The organism is Streptomyces sp. NPDC054770, assembly GCF_053611985.1.
The window spans coordinates 1-18,344 of sequence record NZ_JBSHBL010000009.1 but is presented as its reverse complement, the minus strand read 5'-3'; the positions used below and the strand labels follow the sequence as shown (position 1 = coordinate 18,344).

15 protein-coding genes and 1 pseudogene are annotated in these 18,344 nt (G+C 72.1%); 12 read left to right on the top strand and 4 right to left on the bottom strand.

Annotated elements, in window-relative coordinates; genetic code table 11:
- The first annotated feature begins 208 nt into the window (after window positions 1-208).
- From ACWGKQ_RS10920 to ACWGKQ_RS10895, 6 genes are all read left to right on the top strand, one after another.
- The gene (locus ACWGKQ_RS10920; RefSeq protein WP_453291569.1) at window positions 209-1,699 is read left to right on the top strand and encodes a subtype B tannase; all 1,491 of its coding nucleotides are present in this window, start codon (window positions 209-211) and stop codon (window positions 1,697-1,699) included.
- A 226-nt stretch (window positions 1,700-1,925) separates the two neighbouring features.
- Window positions 1,926-2,864 carry an ATP-binding cassette domain-containing protein gene (locus ACWGKQ_RS10915; RefSeq protein WP_453291568.1) on the top strand — a complete coding sequence of 313 codons (939 nt, stop codon included), beginning with the start codon at window positions 1,926-1,928 and terminating at the stop codon, window positions 2,862-2,864.
- Entirely contained in the window at window positions 2,861-3,709 is an 849-nt protein-coding gene (locus ACWGKQ_RS10910; protein ID WP_453291567.1) for an ABC transporter permease, read from the top strand. The genes ACWGKQ_RS10915 and ACWGKQ_RS10910 overlap by 4 nt, the downstream gene beginning before the upstream one ends.
- Window positions 3,710-3,727: 18 nt before the next feature.
- On the top strand, window positions 3,728-5,029 hold the full coding sequence (locus tag ACWGKQ_RS10905) for a sensor histidine kinase (protein ID WP_453291566.1): 1,302 nt from the start codon (window positions 3,728-3,730) through the stop codon (window positions 5,027-5,029).
- The gene (locus ACWGKQ_RS10900) at window positions 5,026-5,694 is read left to right on the top strand and encodes a response regulator (RefSeq protein ID WP_453291565.1); all 669 of its coding nucleotides are present in this window, start codon (window positions 5,026-5,028) and stop codon (window positions 5,692-5,694) included. Before ACWGKQ_RS10905 ends, ACWGKQ_RS10900 begins: the two co-directional genes overlap by 4 nt.
- A 129-nt stretch (window positions 5,695-5,823) precedes the next feature.
- Complete coding sequence (locus ACWGKQ_RS10895) at window positions 5,824-6,663, top strand: DUF1206 domain-containing protein (protein ID WP_453291564.1); 840 nt, start codon at window positions 5,824-5,826, stop codon at window positions 6,661-6,663.
- 129 nt (window positions 6,664-6,792) lie between these two features.
- Here the strand turns inward: ACWGKQ_RS10895 and ACWGKQ_RS10890 are convergent, their stop codons facing one another.
- Complete coding sequence (locus tag ACWGKQ_RS10890; protein WP_453291563.1) at window positions 6,793-7,704, bottom strand: hypothetical protein; 912 nt, start codon at window positions 7,702-7,704, stop codon at window positions 6,793-6,795.
- Between the two features lie 225 nt (window positions 7,705-7,929).
- On the opposite strand from ACWGKQ_RS10890, the gene ACWGKQ_RS10885 reads away from it, so the two are divergent.
- Entirely contained in the window at window positions 7,930-8,469 is a 540-nt protein-coding gene (locus ACWGKQ_RS10885; RefSeq protein ID WP_453291562.1) for a MarR family winged helix-turn-helix transcriptional regulator, read from the top strand.
- Window positions 8,470-8,525: 56 nt separating this feature from the next.
- On the opposite strand, the gene ACWGKQ_RS10880 is transcribed toward ACWGKQ_RS10885, so the two are convergent.
- On the bottom strand, window positions 8,526-9,308 hold the full coding sequence (locus tag ACWGKQ_RS10880) for a DUF4142 domain-containing protein (protein WP_453291561.1): 783 nt from the start codon (window positions 9,306-9,308) through the stop codon (window positions 8,526-8,528).
- A gap of 184 nt (window positions 9,309-9,492) precedes the next feature.
- On the bottom strand, window positions 9,493-10,086 hold the full coding sequence (locus ACWGKQ_RS10875; protein ID WP_453291699.1) for a molybdopterin-dependent oxidoreductase: 594 nt from the start codon (window positions 10,084-10,086) through the stop codon (window positions 9,493-9,495).
- 457 nt (window positions 10,087-10,543) lie between these two features.
- Between ACWGKQ_RS10875 and ACWGKQ_RS10870 the strand changes: the two genes are divergently transcribed.
- From ACWGKQ_RS10870 to ACWGKQ_RS10855, 4 genes are all read left to right on the top strand, one after another.
- Window positions 10,544-11,302, top strand: a complete 759-nt coding sequence (locus ACWGKQ_RS10870) for a class I SAM-dependent methyltransferase (RefSeq protein WP_453291560.1) — start codon at window positions 10,544-10,546, stop codon at window positions 11,300-11,302.
- Between the two features lie 97 nt (window positions 11,303-11,399).
- Entirely contained in the window at window positions 11,400-12,608 is a 1,209-nt protein-coding gene (locus ACWGKQ_RS10865) for a molybdopterin molybdotransferase MoeA (RefSeq protein WP_453291559.1), read from the top strand.
- A gap of 116 nt (window positions 12,609-12,724) precedes the next feature.
- Window positions 12,725-14,254 carry a hypothetical protein gene (locus ACWGKQ_RS10860; RefSeq protein WP_453291558.1) on the top strand — a complete coding sequence of 510 codons (1,530 nt, stop codon included), beginning with the start codon at window positions 12,725-12,727 and terminating at the stop codon, window positions 14,252-14,254.
- Window positions 14,255-14,505: 251 nt separating this feature from the next.
- Window positions 14,506-16,257 (top strand): hypothetical protein, encoded by a 1,752-nt coding sequence (locus ACWGKQ_RS10855; RefSeq protein ID WP_453291698.1) that lies wholly within the window; start codon window positions 14,506-14,508, stop codon window positions 16,255-16,257.
- A gap of 358 nt (window positions 16,258-16,615) precedes the next feature.
- Here the strand turns inward: ACWGKQ_RS10855 and ACWGKQ_RS10850 are convergent, their stop codons facing one another.
- Window positions 16,616-17,968 carry an FAD-dependent oxidoreductase gene (locus tag ACWGKQ_RS10850; RefSeq protein ID WP_453291557.1) on the bottom strand — a complete coding sequence of 451 codons (1,353 nt, stop codon included), beginning with the start codon at window positions 17,966-17,968 and terminating at the stop codon, window positions 16,616-16,618.
- A gap of 242 nt (window positions 17,969-18,210) precedes the next feature.
- Between ACWGKQ_RS10850 and ACWGKQ_RS10845 the strand changes: the two are divergent.
- A pseudogene (locus ACWGKQ_RS10845) lies at window positions 18,211-18,344 on the top strand (transcriptional regulator); the annotation flags it as partial.

Genomic DNA, 18,344 nt, shown 5'->3' with positions numbered 1-18,344 from the left:
GCAGGCGCCCGCCCGCTCAGCGGCCGGGACGATGTGACGCACTCTTGACCATCGTTTTTTCAGGAATCTCAGGCTGTGAAGCGGTCGCTATGGGTTGACCGTGGAATCGCTGGAATTGTTGACGATATTGTCGCCAACGAATTACCTTCGCTGCCGAGAACGAGACAAGTGCCCCGTGAACTGCTGCGCTTCGCGAAGGAGACACGAAATGACGCACGAAATGAATCGCCGGGCCCTCATCAAGGGAATTGCCGCGGCCGCCGTCGCCGTACCGGCCCTCGGAATGGCCGGCGCCGCGCCCGCGTCCGCCGCCACCGCGTCGTCCAGGGCGACCGCGGCCGACTCGCTGGCCTTCGACCCCGACGCGTACACCGAGATCACGACCACGATCTCCACCGACGACGGCGACAAGGAGGTCACGTACCACTTCTGGTCGGCCATCACCTACGTCACCGACCCGGTGGACGAGACCTACCAGAGCCTGATCGTGAGCGTCCCGGTGTCGATCGACGGCACCGCCGTGGACGCCACCGACGCCCCGATCCTCGTCTCCAACTCGATCGGCGGATACCTCCCGTCCTCGGTGTCGTCCGCGACCGGGGTGAGCAGCAGCCGGGCGAAGCTGGCGATCGCGGCCGGGTACGTCGCGGTGGAGCCGGGAGCACGGGGCCGGACCCTGGTGGACTCCAGCGGCGACTACTACGGCACCGCGCCGGCGGCGATCGTCGACCTCAAGGCCGCGATCCGGTACGTGCGGTACAACGCGGGCACCATCCCGGGCGACACCGACAAGATCGTCACGGCCGGTACCAGCGCAGGCGGGGCCCTGTCGGCCCTGCTGGGCGCCTCAGGCGGCAGCTCGCTGTACGACGACCACCTCAGCGACCTCGGCGCGGCCGACGCCGACGACATCGTCTACGCGACCGGCGCCTGGTGCCCCATCACCGACCTGGAGAACGCCGACGGCGCCTACGAGTGGAACTGGGGCACCAACACGCTCAGCAGCGGCGAGGAGGTCGACCAGGACGTCTCCGCGGACCTGAAGGCCCTGTTCACGACGTACCAGGCCGGACTCGGCCTGACGGCCGACGACTACGGCACCATCACCACGGACAACCTCGACGACTACCTGCTGGCGACCTACCTCGAACCGGCGGCCACCACCTACCTGGCGGACCTGTCGGACGACGACCGGACCACCTACCTGTCCTCCAACACCTTCATCACCTGGGACGGTTCGTCGGCCACGTTCAGCTGGTCCGACTACCTCGACCACGTCGGGCACCGCGGCAAGGACGCCCCGGCCTTCGACGCCTTCGACCTGTCGGCCGGCGAGAACAACGAGTTCGGCCTCGACACCACCGAGGCCCGGCACTTCACCGACTACAGCCTGGCCAACGACACCAGCGGCACCGGCGGCACGGCACTGGACAGCGACATCCCCGGCAAGCTGGAGATGATGAACCCGATGTACTTCATCGGCGAGTCCAACGACGACCGGGCCAAGTACTGGTGGATCCGCACCGGCACCAAGGACACCGACACCGCGCTGACGGTCGTCGGCAACCTGGCCCTGAGCCTGGAGAACCTCGGCGACGACGTCAACGCCCTCCTGTACTGGGACGCCGCCCACGGCGCCGACGAGGACCCGGGCGACTTCATCACCTGGATCGGCGACGTGACCGGCTACAGCAGCTAGCGTCCGCCGCGGCCGGGCCGCCCCTTTCGGCCCGCTACGCCACCGGGCGGGAAGCGCCGCACGCGCGCCGCCTCCCGCCCGTTCCCGCGGCCGCGTAGTACCGCGGTACCACGCTCCCGGCGCAGGTCAGCCTCCCGGTACCACGGGATCGGGGTGATCCGGCACCTAGCGTTGCCGTACGGCGTCGCGCACCAGGGACGCCGGAGGCCGACAGAGGGACACGCGCATGATCGACGCACGGCAGTTGACCAAGAGATACGGCGAGAAGACGGCCGTCGACGGTCTGGACTTCGTCGTGAAGCCGGGCACGGTGACCGGCTTCCTCGGGCCCAACGGTGCCGGAAAGTCCACGACCATGCGCATGATCGTCGGACTCGACGCACCGACGAGCGGCTCCGTCACCGTGAACGGGCAGCACTACGCCCGCCACCAGGCACCGCTCCAGGAGGTCGGCGCCCTGCTGGAGGCGAAGTCGATCCACCCGGGCCGCTCGGCCTACAACCACCTGCGGGCCCTCGCGCTGACCCACGGCATTCCGCGCCGCCGGGTCGACGAGGTCATCGAGCTGGCCGGCCTCGGCAGCGTCGCGAAGAAGCGGGCCGGTGCCTTCTCCCTCGGGATGGGGCAGCGGCTGGGCATCGCGGCGGCGCTGCTGGGCGACCCGCAGACGGTGATGCTGGACGAGCCGGTCAACGGCCTGGACCCGGAGGGCGTCCTCTGGATCCGCAACCTGCTCAAGACGCTCGCCGAAGACGGCCGGACCGTGTTCGTGTCCTCCCACCTGATGAGCGAGATGGCCCTGGTGGCGGACCACCTGATCATCGTGGGGCGCGGCCGGCTGCTGGCCGACACCACCGTGGGGGACCTGATCCGCGAGGCCGGCGGCGACACCGTGACGGTGGTGACGCAGGACCCGGCACGGCTGCGGGACGTCCTGGCGGGGCCCGGCGTCGACATCACCGGCCGGATCGGCTCCGAGGAACTGCAGGTGACCGGCGTGAGCGCCCGCGAGATCGGGCTGAAGGCGGCCGAGCACGGCATCGCGCTGTTCGAGCTGACGTCGCGGAGCGTGTCGCTGGAGGAAGCGTTCATGGACCTGACCAGGGATGCCGTGGAGTACCACGGCACCACGACCGGTAGCGAGCCCCTCGGGAGGCCGGCATGAGCACCCTCACCGCGACCGCGGAGGAGCCGAGGACCACCGACCCCGCCCGCCCCGCCTACCGGGTGACCGGCCGGCGCGTGCTCTCCTCCGAGTGGGCCAAGCTGTGGTCCCTGCGCTCGACCTGGATCACGCTGGGCCTCGGCCTGCTCTTCCTGGTGGCCTTCGGCCTGATCGCCGCGAGCCACTACAAGTCGGAGATCAACTCGGGCCACGTGGGCCGCGACCGCGACTTCGCCACCGCCACGGCCGTCAGCCTCTCCCTCTTCGGCACGAACTTCGCCCAACTCGCCCTCGGCGTGCTCGGCGTGCTGGTCACGGCGGGGGAGTACTCGACCGGCATGATCCGCTCGACCCTCGCCGCGGTGCCCCGCAGGCTGCCCGTGCTGTGGTCCAAGGCGGCCGTGTTCGGGCTGGTCGCGCTGGTGGTGGGAACGCTGGGCGCGTTCGTCGCCTTCCTGTTCGGCAGCGGGATCGTGTCCGGCACCCCCGCGGCCATGGGCCTCTCGCACGCGGGCGTCCTGCGCAGCCTGCTGGGCGCCGGGCTCTACCTCGGCCTGGTCGGGGTGATCGGCGTCGCCCTGGGCGCGCTGCTGCGGTCGGTGGCCGGCGGGATATCGGTACTGGTGGCCTCCCTCATGCTGGTCCCGGGCCTGATCTCACTGCTGCCCAGCTCCTGGCAGGACAACATCAGCCTCTACCTGCCGTCCAACGCGGGCGAGTCGATGTTCGCCCTCACCCACGACTCCACGACCCTGTCGCCGGGTGCCGGACTGCTGGTCTTCCTCTGCTGGACGGCACTGGCGCTGGCCGGTGCGGCGTACCGGCTCGTGCGCAGCGACGTCTGACAGCCGCACCATGGCAGGGTGACGTCCGTGACCATCGACGACATCAGCGGGACGGGACCGCTGGTCGCCCGGCTCTCCCGGGTCGGCCAGCGGTTGCGGCAGGCCGACCGGAGGCATCCGTGGGTGCTGGACGCCGCCGTCGTGGTGCTGGTCTTCCTGATGTTCTGCCTGCCCGACCTGTTCCACCACGGGGACGGCGACGGTGACGGCGACCGCGCGCGCCACTTCCGGCTCGCCTTCACCCAGCTCCCCGTCGCGGGCATGCTGGCGCTCCAGGTCGGCCTTGTGCTGCCCCTGCTGTGGCGGCGGCGCAGGCCCGGGACGGCCTTCGGCGTCATCGCCGCGGTCTTCGTCGTCCAGTGGGCCCTGGGTGCGGCGCTGCGCGCGGACGTCGCGCTCTTCGTCGCCCTGTACAGCCTGACCCTGCACGGGCGGCTGCGGCGGCTGCCGTGGGCGTGCGGGGTCATGGCGGGTGCCATGGCACTGGTGGCGGTGCGCGTCTCCCCGGTCGTCTCCGTCTGGGACGCGCTGTTCTTCCTGCTCAGCACGGCGACGGCGGCCCTCGCGCTCGGCCTGATGGTCCGGATCCGCCGGGCCCAGCTGGCCGGACTGCGGGAGCGGGCCGCCCAGCTGGAGATCGAACGCGACCAGCGCAGCCGGCTGGCCACGGCCACCGAGCGCACCCGCGTCGCCCGCGAGATGCACGACATCGTCGGCCACAATCTCTCCGTGATCATCACGCTCGCCGACGCCGGCGCCTACGCCACCGACACCGCCCCCGAACGGGGCAAGGAGGCGCTGCGACTCATCGGCGACACCGGCCGGCAGGCCCTGGGCGAGCTGCGGCGCGTACTCGGCGTGCTGCGCGAGGCGGCGGACGGCCCCGCGGCCGGACCCGAACTCAGCCCGCAGCCCGGCATCGCGGACCTGGACGCGCTGTGCGCGAAGGTGCGGGCCGCCGGACTGGAGGTCGTCTACCGCACCTCCGGTGACGTGGACGCCCTGGACGGCGGGGTACAGCTGACCGTGTACCGCATCGTCCAGGAAGCCCTCACCAACACCCTGAAACACGCCGCCCCCGACCCCGACACCCGAGTGGACCTGGCGATCCTCGCCGAGGACGACCGGCTGACCGTCCGGGTCCGGGACACGGGCCGGGCCGCACCGGCCTCGGTGCCGAACGAGGAAGGACACGGACTGGTGGGCATGAGGGAACGGGCGGCTCTGTACGGCGGCACCGTCAGCGCGGGTCCGGCACGCGGCGGAGGATGGCGCGTCGAGGCCGTCCTCGACCTCGCCCCCCAGGGCGGTGCCCGATGACCACCGTACTCATCGTCGACGACCAGCCGTTGCAGCGCTACGGCTTCCGCATGCTGCTGGACTCCGTGCCGGAGACCGAGGTGGTGGGCGAGGCCGCGCACGGTGCCGAGGCCGTCCGCAAGGCCGCCGAACTGCGCCCGGACGTCGTCCTGATGGACGTCCGCATGCCCGGCATGGACGGCATCGAGGCCACCCGCCAGATCGTCGCGGCGGGCGAGCGCTCCCGGGTCCTGGTCCTCACCACCTTCGACCTCGACGAGTACGTCCACGCCGCCCTGCGCGCCGGCGCCAGCGGCTTCCTCCTCAAGGACGCGCACGCCGAGGAACTCCTCGCCGGCATCCGGGCCGTCGCCGCCGGGGACGCCGTCATCGCGCCGGCCCTCACCCGCCGCATCCTGGACGAGTTCACCCGCTACGTCCCCGCGCACCGCGGAGACCGGGGCGAGGACCCGCGACTGGGCTCCCTCACCGAACGCGAGCGCGAGATCCTCGTCGCCATCGGCAAGGGCTGGAGCAACGGCGAGATCGCCGCCCGGTTCGTCGTGACCGAGTCCACCGTCAAGACCCACGTCGGCCGCGTCCTCGCCAAGATCGGCGCCCGGGACCGCGTCCAGGCCGTGATCTTCGCCTACGACCACGGCCTGGCCCGCCCCAACGCGGACTGACCGACCGACGGCGGTCCCGGGTTCACCGGGTCGGATGACGGACCGGCAGACGGACGGTGGCGCTGTGACCGCCGGGTGGCGGAGGGCCGGCCCCGGATGGCCTCTTCCTTCCGGGGCATCCGGTAGGGCATGGCTACTGGATCGGCAACGGCACCCGGACGCGCTCGGGCTCGGCGTGCGGCGAACAGCAAAGCGGTCGCGGCGGCGGCCCGTGCGGGCTTCGTCGCCCGCGGGGTCATCTACGCACTGATCGGCGTTCTCTCCCTGCGGATCGCCTTCTCCGGCGGGGGCGAGCAGGCCGACCGGGGCGGCGCGGTCGCCGAGATCGCCCGGAAGCCCTTCGGCACCGTACTGCTGTGGCTGCTCGGAATCGCCCTGGCCGGGATGGCCCTGTGGCGGCTGTCCGAGGCCGCCTTCGGACGGGCGGGTCCTGACGGCGGGAAGCCGGGCAAGAGGGCCATGGCCGCGGGACGTTTCTGCTTCTACGGATTCGTCGCGTACTCCGTGCTCTCCTACGCGGCCGGGGACAAGGGCAGCGGCAGCGGCAGTTCCGACCGGAACTCCCAGGACGTCACGGCGAAGGCGCTGGACTGGCCCGGGGGGCAGTGGATCGTCGGCGTCGCGGGTGCCGCCGTGACCGCCGCCGGTATGTGGATCGCCGTCCGGGCCCTGATGCGCAAGTTCCAGAAGCACCTCAGGATGTCGGAGATGTCCCAGAAGGTGCGTGGCTTCGTGGTCTTCTTCGGCACGTTCGGCGGCACGGCCCGGGGCATCGTCTTCGCCACCGCGGGCTGCTTCGCCATCGCCGCGGCCGTCCAGCACGAGCCCGGCAAGGCCAAGGGCATGGACAACACCCTGCGTACATTCGCCGACACCCCCGCGGGCCCGTGGCTGCTGGCGCTGATAGCGCTCGGCCTCATGGCCTTCGGGGTCTTCTCCTGGGCCAACGCGCGCTGGCGCAACGTCTGAGAGACGTGGGCCTCCTGGAGCGGCTGTGCCGACAGCAGGGCGCCCGGCCGGGAGAGAACCCGCCGGGCACCCTTCGGTGGTCACCGGTCCGGTGTTCCGGACGGACCACCGGGCGAGGTGGCTACCGCCTCATCGCGACGTCAGGCCGGTGATCCGCCACAAGCCGTCGCCGCTGCTGCCGGCGGTGTACGCGTCCCCGGACGCCGCCAGGGAGAAGCTGAAGGCGTTGACCCCGACGATGTCGGTGACATGGGACTGCACCCCGGTGGCCGGGTTCACCCGCTTCACCTCGTTGCCGACCTGGAAGTAGACCAGGCCGTCGCCGCCCACCGAGATCGACGTGGGTTCGTAGGTCTCGTCGGCCAGCACCCGCGTCGTACCGGTGGCCACGTTCGTCTGCAGAATCCGGCCGAGTCCCATGTCCGCGGTGTAGGCGAGTCCCGCCTTGTCGAACGCGAGGCCGTAGGAGAAGCCCAGCCCCGTGGCGACCACGCGCGGTGTCCCGCCGTCCGGGACGGCGATGATCTCTCCGTTGGTGTCGGTGGCATACGTGGTGGTGCCGAAGCGGGCCACGCCGAAGAGCGCGGGCAGGCCGGCGGCCAGGGTACGGCGGCTGCCCGTGGCGAGGCTGACCTGCTGAAGCGTGCCGTCGAAGCCGGTGATGTACGCGCTGCCGCCGGCGACGGCCACCCCGCGGAGGTTGCCCAGACCGGTGGTGACCGTGTCGAGCGCTCCGGTGGCCAGGTCGAGCTTGAGCAGATCGCCTCCCGAGTAGGCCAGATACACCGCTCCGGCGTTGTCGGGGGCGACGGCGACCGGGGAGCCGGCCGCCGGCGCGACCTGCACGCAATCCGTGGACGGGCACTTGACGACCCCCGGCGCGGCAACCGCCGGAGCGGCAAGGGTCATTGTCGCTCCCGACGCCAGCAACGCGCCGAGGGCCAGCGCCACGCCCAGGGCGCGCCCGCGTACGGTGAGCGAGCGGGTGGGACGGTCGAGCGGGGGTCGTGTCGCGGTCCTAGATCTCATCATCGAGTCCATCCGTTCCTGTCCGTCGACGATCGGTGGGCCCACGGGATCGCCGCAGGCACTGCACTGGCTACGGGCGGGGGTACGGAGAGGTTCACCTAGAAGGCAATGTGGTTCGGTCCGCTCTCGCCGACCCAGGCCCGGCGGGCTGAAGACGGGGCTGGCGAACGACCGCGGTACCGCGGCAATCCGTTCCCGTGTGCGAGGACGCCGACTTCGGCACGGTAGAAAGGACGCATGCCGGAGCGTGAGAACCCCGTGGGGGCCATGGACGACGTCGACGCGGTCACCCTTGCGGTGCTGACCGCCTCGCGCCTGCTGGTCGCGGTCTCCGCCCGTTCACTCGCCGAAGTCGAGGAGCGGGTCACCCTCCCGCAGTTCCGGATGCTGGTCGTACTGGCCACCCGGGGCGCCACCAAGCTGGTGACGCTCGCCGACCTGCTCCAGGTGGCCCCATCCACGGCGATGCGCATGGTGGACCGGCTCATCGCGGCCGGGCTCGCCGACCGGCAGACCAACCCCGGCAACCGCCGCGAGACCCTGCTGCAACTCACCGAGGAGGGCCGCCGCACCGTGGAGAACGTCACCGCCCGGCGCCGTTCCGAGATCGCGGCGGTCGTCGCACGGCTCGGCCCCGCGCAACGGCTCGCGCTGATCGAGGCTCTCGGCGTCTTCAACAGGGCAGGAGGCGAGCCGCCGGCGACCCCCGCCGCCGACACCCCGGACCTGCACCCGCTCGGCTGGGTCGTGGACGAGGCGCTGGTCCACGAGGTGTGAAACGCGCCGGGATGCCCCGGATCCCACCCGTCTCGCACCAGGCAAGGGAATGCGGGTCATCCCGCAGTCGGTGAGGGCGCGGGGGACGCCGCGGAGGAGACGTCCGAGGTGACGGACGGCCCCGTCGTCACCCCCTCGGTCGACACCCCGGAGGGCACCGTGAGCGTGACCTGGGGTGCGCCCGGCTGCGGCACCGGTGGCGTCACCTGGGCGGCGGGGAGCTTCGGGGGAGTGGTCTCCTGGAAGTTGACCTGGTCGAAGTTGACCAGTCCCGTCTTCTCCATCTGCGTGATGTGGTCCAGGACCACGTCGTTGGCCTGGTCGGCCAACGCACGCACGAGCGTGTTCTCGGTCGTGGAGCGGATCTTGGCGATGGTGTTGAAGATCGAGCCATGGGTGATGCGCAGGGTGTTGGCGAAGTCGGTGTCGAACTGCTTGCCCGTGTCGTTCTGGAAGTTCGCCAGGAAGCCCTGCTGCTGCGGCGTGGGCTGGTTGGGGATGGCGATGTTCAGCATGGGCGCGATCTTCCGGCAGCTGGCATCGAGCGCGGCGTGCCCGACGACCAGGTGCCGTCCGGCCTCGCGTACGGCCGCGGTCGTCCCCTTCTTCATGGCCAGCTGCCCTGAGGGACTCTCCCAGAGCCCGGCGGATCGTACGAAGACGACGAAGTTGCGGTCCGCCTCGGTGAGCGGCCCCCACTGGGTGTTGGCGATGACGCGGGACGGATTCGCGGAGGTGGTCTGGACGCCCAGCATGCTCGGGTAGACGAGGGCGGAGAGTGTGGCGACGAGCGCCCCGCCGACGGCGAGGGATCCGATCGTGCTGCGCGAGACGGGCATGGGGCCTCCTGGTGCGGGCGGCATGGCTGCCTTGTCGTACGCAGAGGGCACGAAAAGAACATCTTTGCGCTAGGTAAAGATTGCACGATGCCAGATCATGAGCCGCCCCGACTCGCGTTCGACCTCGTCGAAGAGACGGGCCGGAGTGTCGGATTTCAGCAGCCGGAGTCGCAGCTGGGCGCGCTCAGGAACCCGGGTCGTGCGGTCCGTCGGTCTCCTCTTCCTGATAGGAGTAGCGCTGTGCCTTCCAGGGGTCGGCGAGGTTGTGGTAACCGCGTTCCTCCCAGAAACCGCGCCGGTCGGCGGTCATGTACTCGATGCCGCGCAGCCACTTGGGGCCCTTGTAGCCGAAGAGGTGGGGGACGACCAGGCGGAGCGGGAAGCCGTGTTCGGCGGTGAGGGGCTCGCCGTTGTGGTGGGTGGCCATCAGGGTCCGGGGTGAGGTGAAGTCGGCGAGGCGGAGGTTGGCGGAGTAGCCGTACTCGGCCCAGGCCATGATGTGCGTGACCTCCGGTGCGGGCGGGACCAGGTCCAGGACGGCCGTGCCGGGGATGCCGTACCACTCGTGTCCGGTGGAGGTCGGGCCGCTCGCGCAGTGCAGGTCGGCGACGACAGCTGTGCGGGGGAGGCCGGCCAGGTCGTCGAAGGCCCACTCGTGGGTCTCGCCGGAGGCGGTGGCGCCGAAGACGCGCAGGTTCCAGCGCTCGGGGCGGAAGCGGGGGACGGGGCCGTAGTGGGAGACGGGCCAGCCGTGCACGAAGCGCTGCCCGGGCGGCATGCGGTCGGGGGCCTTGGGCCCGGGGGAACGCTCATCGGGCACGGTCGGCACCCCGCTCTCTTCATCTCGTCGTGTCGGCCGGCTTTCCCGTGCAGGGTATGCGTTGACTGCCCGTGACGCCCTGGCCGGTCGCGTCACGGTGAGTCGCGGCCACCGGAACTCCGCCTCCTCGTCCGACCGGCCGCATAAGCGTAGGACGAAGCGGCCATGACCTTGCAGGCGCGGCCCTGGCAGGCCGCATGCTCTCGTATGTGCGTTTGTCCGCCGCTCGGGTCCGGGTACGTTCGTGCGGGAGGCGGTGGCCCGTGATCCAGATCGTGGAACAGGCCCCACTGCGTGGAGGCAGGAACAAGGACGGAAGCCTGCTCACGGCCGACGCCTGCCGCTGCTTTTGTCCCTCCGGCCGCGCCGAGCGGCAACGACGAGCCCGCCATCGAGCGATGTCGAGAGGAAACGCATGTCCCAGGTCATGGGCGACACGGACTACGGTCCCGTCGGCACCGCCTACAGCCGCACCCGCCGCACCGACCCCCGTATCGCCGCCCTGGTCCACGAGGCCCTCGGTGACGCCCGGACCATCGTCAACGTCGGTGCGGGCGCGGGCAGTTACGAACCCCTGGACCGGCATGTCCTGCCGGTGGAGCCGTCCGCGGCGATGCGGGCCCAGCGCCCCGCGCATCTGGCGCCCGCCATCGACGGCGTGGCCGAGCACCTGCCCTTCGACGACGACTCGGTGGACGCCGCCATGGCGATGGTGACCGTGCACCAGTGGCCGGACGTCGTGGCCGGCCTGCGCGAGATGCGGCGCGTCGCCCGCGGCCCGGTGGTCGTGCTGACCTTCGACGGCGACGAGCTGGCCCGGCTGTGGCTGAGGGACTACGCCCCCGGACTCCGCGGCGCCGAGGCCGCCCGCTACCCGGCCGTCGACACCGTCGTCAGCGCGCTCGGCCCCGGCACGCGGGTGCGTCCGGTGCCGATCCCCATCGACTGCGTGGACGGCTTCACCGAGGCGTACTACGCCCGCCCCGAGTCCTTCCTCGACCCCGCCGTACGCCGGGCCCAGTCCGCCTGGACCTTCCTCGAACCCGGCGGCGAGGAGCGGGCGGTCGAACGGCTCGCCGCCGACCTCGCCTCCGGAGCCTGGGACGAACGGTACGGGCACCTGCGGACCCAGCCGGAGTTCCACGGAGCGGCTCGGCTGATCGTCAGCCCCTGAACCTCACACCCCGGCCGGGACGGACGTGAACGGCCCGTGCCACAGCGGCAACCCCGAGTGCGGTGGACGGTAAAACACCGACGCCAGCGTGGTCGCCATGACCGTCCTCGCCACCGCGGCCGCGCCCACCGCCTCCTGCCGCGACCTGCCGTGGGCGGTCGCCCGCGAACGCGCTCACGCGGCTGCGACCCCGCTGCCCGCCCGGCAGGTTCCCCTCGTGCGGGCCGCGGGGCTGACCCTGGCCGACGTACTGCGCACCCCGCAGCCGATGCCGGGCTTCGACACGGCCGCCATGGACGGCTACGCGGTCGGCCCCGGGGCCGGTCCCTGGCGGGTGCGCGGCGTGCTGCGCGCGGGCGGTGCCTGGAGGGGCGGCCCGCTGGACGCGGGTGAGGCGGTCGAGATCTCGACGGGGGCACCCGTTCCCGCGGGGGTGCGGGCGGTGATTCCGCTGGAACGGACCGACCGCTGCGGCACGCTCGTGCGGGGACCGTCCCCGGCCGACGGCAAGCACATCCGCCGCGCCGGTGAGGACGCTCCCGCCGGTTCGCCCCTGGCGCCGGCCGGCACCCGCATCGGCCCCGCCCTGCTCGGCCTGGCCGCGGCCTGCGGTCACGACATCCTTCCCGTACGGCCCCGCCCCCGCGTCCGCATCCTGGTCACCGGCGACGAACTCACCCACACCGGCCGCCCCGCCCCCGGCCGGGTGCGCGACGCCCTCGGCCCGCTCCTCCCGCCCCTCGTCCAGGCGGTGGGCGGCGAGACCGCCGACGTCCGCCACGTACCGGACCGGCCCGCCGGATCCCTGGCCACCGCCGTCCACACCCTGCCGTCCTACGACGCGGACGTGACCGTGGTGACCGGCTCCACCTCCGTCGGCACCACCGACCAGCTGCGGACGCTGCTGGCCGACGCGGACGCCCGCTGGGTGGTCGACGCCGTCGCCTGCCGCCCCGGACACCCCCAGCTTCTGGCCCAACTCCCCGGCGGCCACTGGGTCGTGGGCCTGCCCGGCAACCCGTACGCCGCCTTGGTCGCCGCCCACACCCTGCTCGCCCCGCTCCTGGCCGGCCTCACCGCACGCACCCTGCCCGCCCTGCCCCGCATTCCACTGACCGGCGACATCCGCACCGCCCCCGGCCGCACCCGCCTGATCCCGGTCACCTGGGACGGCGCCACCGCCCACCCGGTCGGCGGCCACCGCCCCGCCTTCCTGCACGGCGCGGCCCTCGCCGACGCCCTCGCCGCCGTACCCCCGGACTGGCAGCCCGGACAGCCCACACCACTGCTCCTGCTCACCGGGTGATCCGGGAACGGGCGTCTTCTTGTCTCCCTCTCACCATGTGAGCCGTAGGGTGGGACGTTCTCCTACAAGCTGTAGGAGGAGCTGGCCCCATGGCGTGTGACGAGGAGAGGTGCGAGATGGCCGACGGCTCGAACGCCACGACGACCGGTGTTCCGCGCACCGGTCTCCCGGTGCGGGCTGTGCGGGCTGTGCGGGCCGTGCGGTCCCGGCGGGTGCGGGGCGAGCCCTGGCTCGGGGCGGTCGCGGTCGCCTTCACGCTCGCCCAGCTGGTCCTCGTGCGGCCGGGTCTGGGTCTCGGCTGGGACGAGACCGTCTATGTCAGCCAGGTCAGCGGGCATGTTCCCGCCGCCTACTTCAGCGCGCCCCGTTCCCGTGGCATCTCGTTCCTGGTCGCCCCGGTCGCGTCGTGGTCCGACTCCACCGTCCTGCTCCGGGTCTACCTGGCCGTTCTCTCCGGCCTGGCCCTCTACCTCGCCCTGCGCGTCTGGCGGGGCCACTTCGGTCCGGGTGTCCTGGCCCTGGCCGGCGGCCTGTTCGCCTCCCTGTGGGTGACGCTGTTCTACGGTCTTCAGGCCATGCCCAACTACTGGGTCGCCATCGGTGCCCTGGCCTGCGTCGGCTGCTTCCTGCGCGCCCGCGCGAACGCCCGGGACCGGGCGGCCTGGTGGGGTGTGGGCGCGGGCGCGGCGCTGATGGCGTGCATGCGCCCGATGGACGCGGTCTACGTCGCGCTGCCCCTGCTCGCGCTCAGCCTGCTCCCCCTGCGCCGCCCGCTCCGTCTCCGTCTCCGTCTGCTCGCTGTGCTGGTCGTGGGGCTGGTGGCGGGGGCCGGCGAGTGGGTGATCGAGGCGTACACGAGCTACGGCGGCCTGGCGCAGCGCCTGTCCGCGGCCTCCGCCGTCCAGGGCGGCCTGGGCTGGCACCTCGCCGTGCTCGACCAGCTGCGCAGTCTCGGCGGCCGCACCCTGTGCCGGCCGTGCACCGGATCGGCCCCCCATCCGGCGGTGACCCTGTGGTGGTTCGCGCTGCCGGTCCTCGCCGTCCTGGGCGCGGTGGTCGCCGTCCGTGCCCGGCGCGCACTGCCCGTCCTGCTCCCGGGGGCCTGCGCCGCAACGGCCGCGGTCCCCTACCTGTTCCTCATCGGCTACGCGGCCCCCCGCTTCCTGCTGCCCGCCTACGCCCTGCTCGCCCTTCCCGTCGCCCACGGCCTCGTCCACCTGGTCACCGCCCCGGCCCGCCGGGGCGGGCGCATCCTGGCCGCCGGCCTGCTGGCGGTCGGCCTGGCAGGGCATCTGGCCGTGCAGTACGTCGTCCTGGAGCACACCGTGCACCACTCCGCCGCCTCCCGCGCCGGCTGGGCCCGCACCGCCGCCGCCCTCCACGCACACGGTGTGCGGGCACCGTGCCTGCTCAGCGGCTACGAAGCCGCCCCCATCGCCTTCTACACCGGCTGCGGCTCCGCCCAGACGACGGGACACGACGCCAGCACCACCGTGGCCGAACTGAAGCGCGCCGCCCACCGCACACCCTTCGCCGTCCTCGTCCCGCCGACAGGGCATCCGCCCGCCTACGCACGCACCTGGCCCCAGGAACGGGTCGGCGCACTCCGCGCCTACCTGGGACCTGACGTACGGCAGGGGAGGTAACACCTGCGGGGCGGCGGTAAGAGACGGGTGCCTTCCCGGTGGGTGATTTCACGCGAACCGCTTACCGACTACATCCTTGTAGACGCAAGGTGAACTGTAGATGATCGAAACGGGGCGTCCTTTCGTCCCCGCCCTGAACGAAGGAAGCCTCCGGGCTTGCCTCTACGCGATGGAGTAGACGGCTTTCGGGCGGCCGCCCGGCGGGGGCGAGGCAGAGGAGGCAGTCCGTGGTTGACACCCATCGTGGCGCAATGGGCGTCGAGATCCGCCGTCGTGCCGCGACATACCCGGCGGCAACGCCCCCGACCCGGGACTCGGCCCCCGGGCTACCGGACGCCGGGCCCCAGCAGTGGCACCGGGGCATGACGCTGGTGGCCACGATCAGCCTGTTCATCGGCACGCGCGCCGCCTGGACCACCGCGATGGCGTCGAGTCCGCCGGTCGCCGCCGTCATCTCCGTCTGCTACGCCTCGATTCTGATCTGCGCCGTTCTCGGTCTTCTCGTACGCGGCCGCCGGGCGCTGATCCGGGTCGACGCGGCCGTACTGGTCACCGCCGTCGCCCTGGTGATCTGCGGCTACCTGCTCGACCACGCGGGCACGGACGAAGCCGCGCTGACCTCACAGGCCGCGACCCAGATCCTGCACGGCCGTCCGGTCTACGGCCAGCCGTGGCCCTGGCTCTTCGACACACCGGGCGTCGGGATCACCAAGACCATGTCCGGCGGTGCCGACTACACGTACGGTTATCCGCCGCTGACCGCCCTGCTCGCCGCATCGGTGCATGGCCTCGTCCACTCGACGGTGGCCGCCACCCTGGTCCCCACGGTCGCGCTGCTGGTCTCCTCGGTCGTGCTGTGGTTCCTGCTGCCGGCGCCCTGGCGGTCCGCCGGTACGGCCGTCTGCCTCGGCTTCGGCCTCCTGCCCCACTACGCCTACGCCGGCTACCCGGCCGTCACGGCCCTCGCCCTGCTCATCCCCGTCGTGGTCCGCTGGCCAGGCACGGGCGAGGGCGGCCACCTCGGGGCCGGGGGCGTCCTGCGGGCGGCCTGTCTGGGCGCCGCCTGCGCCGCCCAGCAACTCGCCTGGTTCCTCGCCCCGTTCCTCCTGATCGGCCTGTACGCCGTCCGGCGCGGCGAACTCGGCCCCCGGCGCGCCCTGGCGGTCACCGCCCGCTACACGGCCACCGCCGCCCTCACCTGGTCCGCGGCCAACGCGTACTTCGCCGTCCAGGACTTCCCGGCCTGGCTGAACGGAATCCTGCTGCCGCTGGAGCAGAAGGCGATCCTGCACGGCCAGGGCGTGATGGGTATCTCCTACTACTTCACCCACGGCAGCAGCCGCCTCGACTACTACTCCTACGGCAGCCAGTTGCTCCTGCTCGGCCTGCTCGCGGCCACACTGCTGTTCGTCCGGCGGCTGGGCCCGGCTCTCACCGTCCTGCCGTGGCTCGCGTTCTACCTGGCCACGCGCTCCCAGGACGGCTACTTCCTGATGATGACCCCGCTGTGGCTGGCGGCCGCCGCCACCGTCCCGGCCTCCGCGTTCGCCACCGCATGGCAGCCACGCCTGCCCCGCCTCACCGGCCGCCACGCCAGGGCCGTCGTCGCGGCCGGGCTGCTCGTCCCCGCCCTCGCGTGTGTCGTGATCGCCGCCGCGAGCCCGCCGCCGCTGCGCATGAGCCTCGCGCCGCACTTCGCCGAGCACGGCTCACGTGTCGGTGTCACCACCATCGACGTGCGGGCCGTCAACACCACCGGTACGGCACTCGAGCCGCACTTCGCGAGCCGAACCGGCCAGGGTGCCTCCAACTGGTGGACGATCGCCTCGGGTCCGGCCGTGCTGGCCCCGCACGCCTCCGCGGAGTACCGGGTGGAACCCGAGGGGGGTTTCCGCGCGATGCCCGGTGGCCACGGGCCGGGCAGCTACCTCATCGCCGTCACCGGCACCCCGATGACGATCACCTCCGCCCACATCCCGGCCGCCGCTTCCGCCGTCCGGTGAGACGGTGCCAAAGAGACTTGCGTGGTCCGCTATTGACCAATTGTTGTCAACTTAGGCGCCCGGCTGTGCGCCAGCGAGGAACGTACTCATGGGGCGGAGCACGGGGTGGAGACGCGGCTGGGCGGCCCGGGCCGCCCGGACCGTCCGGACCGTCCGCCGTACGGCGGCGGTGACTTCGCCGCCCGCCTGCACCTGGTCCGGCTGCCCGGCTGCGCGCTGACCGCACCGAGGCCGGCCAAGTGCCAGACCCAGTCCGCCGTACGCACCGCTCCGCTCACCGGCGAGACCCTGGACCCGGCCCGGGCCCTGCCCGTCGCCAAGACGGACGCGGCCGGTCTGCTCACCTCCGGCGCGCCGGTCAGCCTCGTGGGGTCAGGGCGGAGGACAGGACCTTCAGGGCTACGGCGGGGTGGAACAGTACTGCGGGGGAGGCGACCATGTTCACCACCCGTACGAACCTGGACCAGACGGCCGCGTCTTTCACCGCGATCTGGAAGAGCCTCGTGTTGTACCAGTGCGCGAACCGTGCCCCCAGGGGCTTGCGGTCCGGGTTCCACATCAGGTCCGAGTTGGTGGAGAGCGTCCATGGGCCGAGCAGCAGCCGGCCCACCCGCTTCTGGTAGCCGCCGGCCATCCCGTCGAGCTGTTGACCGGATGCGCGGCGGCGGGCCAGTGTCCGGTGCAGCAGTTCGGCTTCCATCGCGGCCACGGTCAGCCCTTGGCCGTAGACGGGGTTGAAGACGCAGACCGCGTCCCCGACGGCGATGAGCCGGTCCGGCCAGTCCCTGACGGCGTGATAGGGCCGCCACTGGTTGTCGACGTTGGTGTAGCGGTGGGTGGGCTCCTGGACCGTACGGTGTTGGATCTGCTGGGCCAGGTGCGGGTTGTCCAGGCTCTCGGCGAAGCGCAGGTAGCCGGTGTCGTCGGCGGGCGGCGGGTCCTGGAAGCCCAGCAGTGAGCACGTCCACCGGTTGCGTTCCACGGCCAGCAGGACCCCGGCCCGGGGCACGTGGGGAGCGAACAGCATCTGGTAGGCGACGTAGAAGTCCGGGTGGCCCGGGTGGTCCTCCGCGGGCCGGTCGAAGTTCATCGACGTGTAGGTGATTTTCGCCTTCACCCTCCGCTTCGGGGGGACCGTGACACCGGCTGCGCCCAGCCAGTCCTCCAGGGAGCTGGAGCGTCCGGAGGCGTCGACGACCAGATCGGCGGCCAGGTCGACCGGTTCCGCGTCCTGCCGGCGGCAGGTCACGCCGGTCACCCGCCCGGCGGCGTCGCGGGTCAGGCCCGAGCAGTGTGTGGCGGCCATCAGCGTGACCTGGGAGAGCGCGAGTACCTTGCGCCGCAGTCGGCGCTCCAGCTCGTCGCGGGTGAACGTCTGGATCTGAACTCCCGTCCGGGCGCGGGGTGCCAGTCCGGTCGGCAGCAGGAAGTCGATGCCCTGCCCGTAGTCGAACACCGGCGCACCGGCTTCCCGCAGTTCCTCCCGCAGTCCCGGAAACAGCCGTTCCAGGATCTCGCCGCCCCTGGCCAGCATGGCGTGCGCGTGATAGCCCTGCGGCGCGCCCTGATGGGCGCCGGTGTCCTCGTCCACCGCGTCCCGTTCGACGAGGACGACTTCCGTGAAGAAGTCGGCCAGCACTCGCGCGGTCACCAGTCCTGCGTAACTGCCGCCGATGACAACGGCCTTGTCCCAGGGGCGGTTCGTCTGCATGTCGTCTCCCACGCTTGCCGGAGCAGGGCGAATCACGGGGATCAACGACGGCACCGATCATGGCGACACGGCCGATCGTCCTACGCGGAGCCGGCGCCCCCCATGCGGCAGCGCGGTGGCGGCACGGCTCCAACCGGAGCCCGGCGACGGCGTCCTGGCAGCGCCGCGGTCTCTGCCCCGGCCCCTAGACTGGGTCGGCGCGGGTGCGGGTGCTGTGAGCGTGGGCGGGACGGGAGAGGACTGTGGCGGAGAACGCCGGTGGCTTGGAGGATCCCTCCGCGGAGGTGCTGACGGAGGCGGCTGCCGTGTTCGGGCTGCTCGCGTCGTCGGCGCGGCTGCATCTGATGTGGGCGCTGGCGCAGGGCGAGAGCGATGT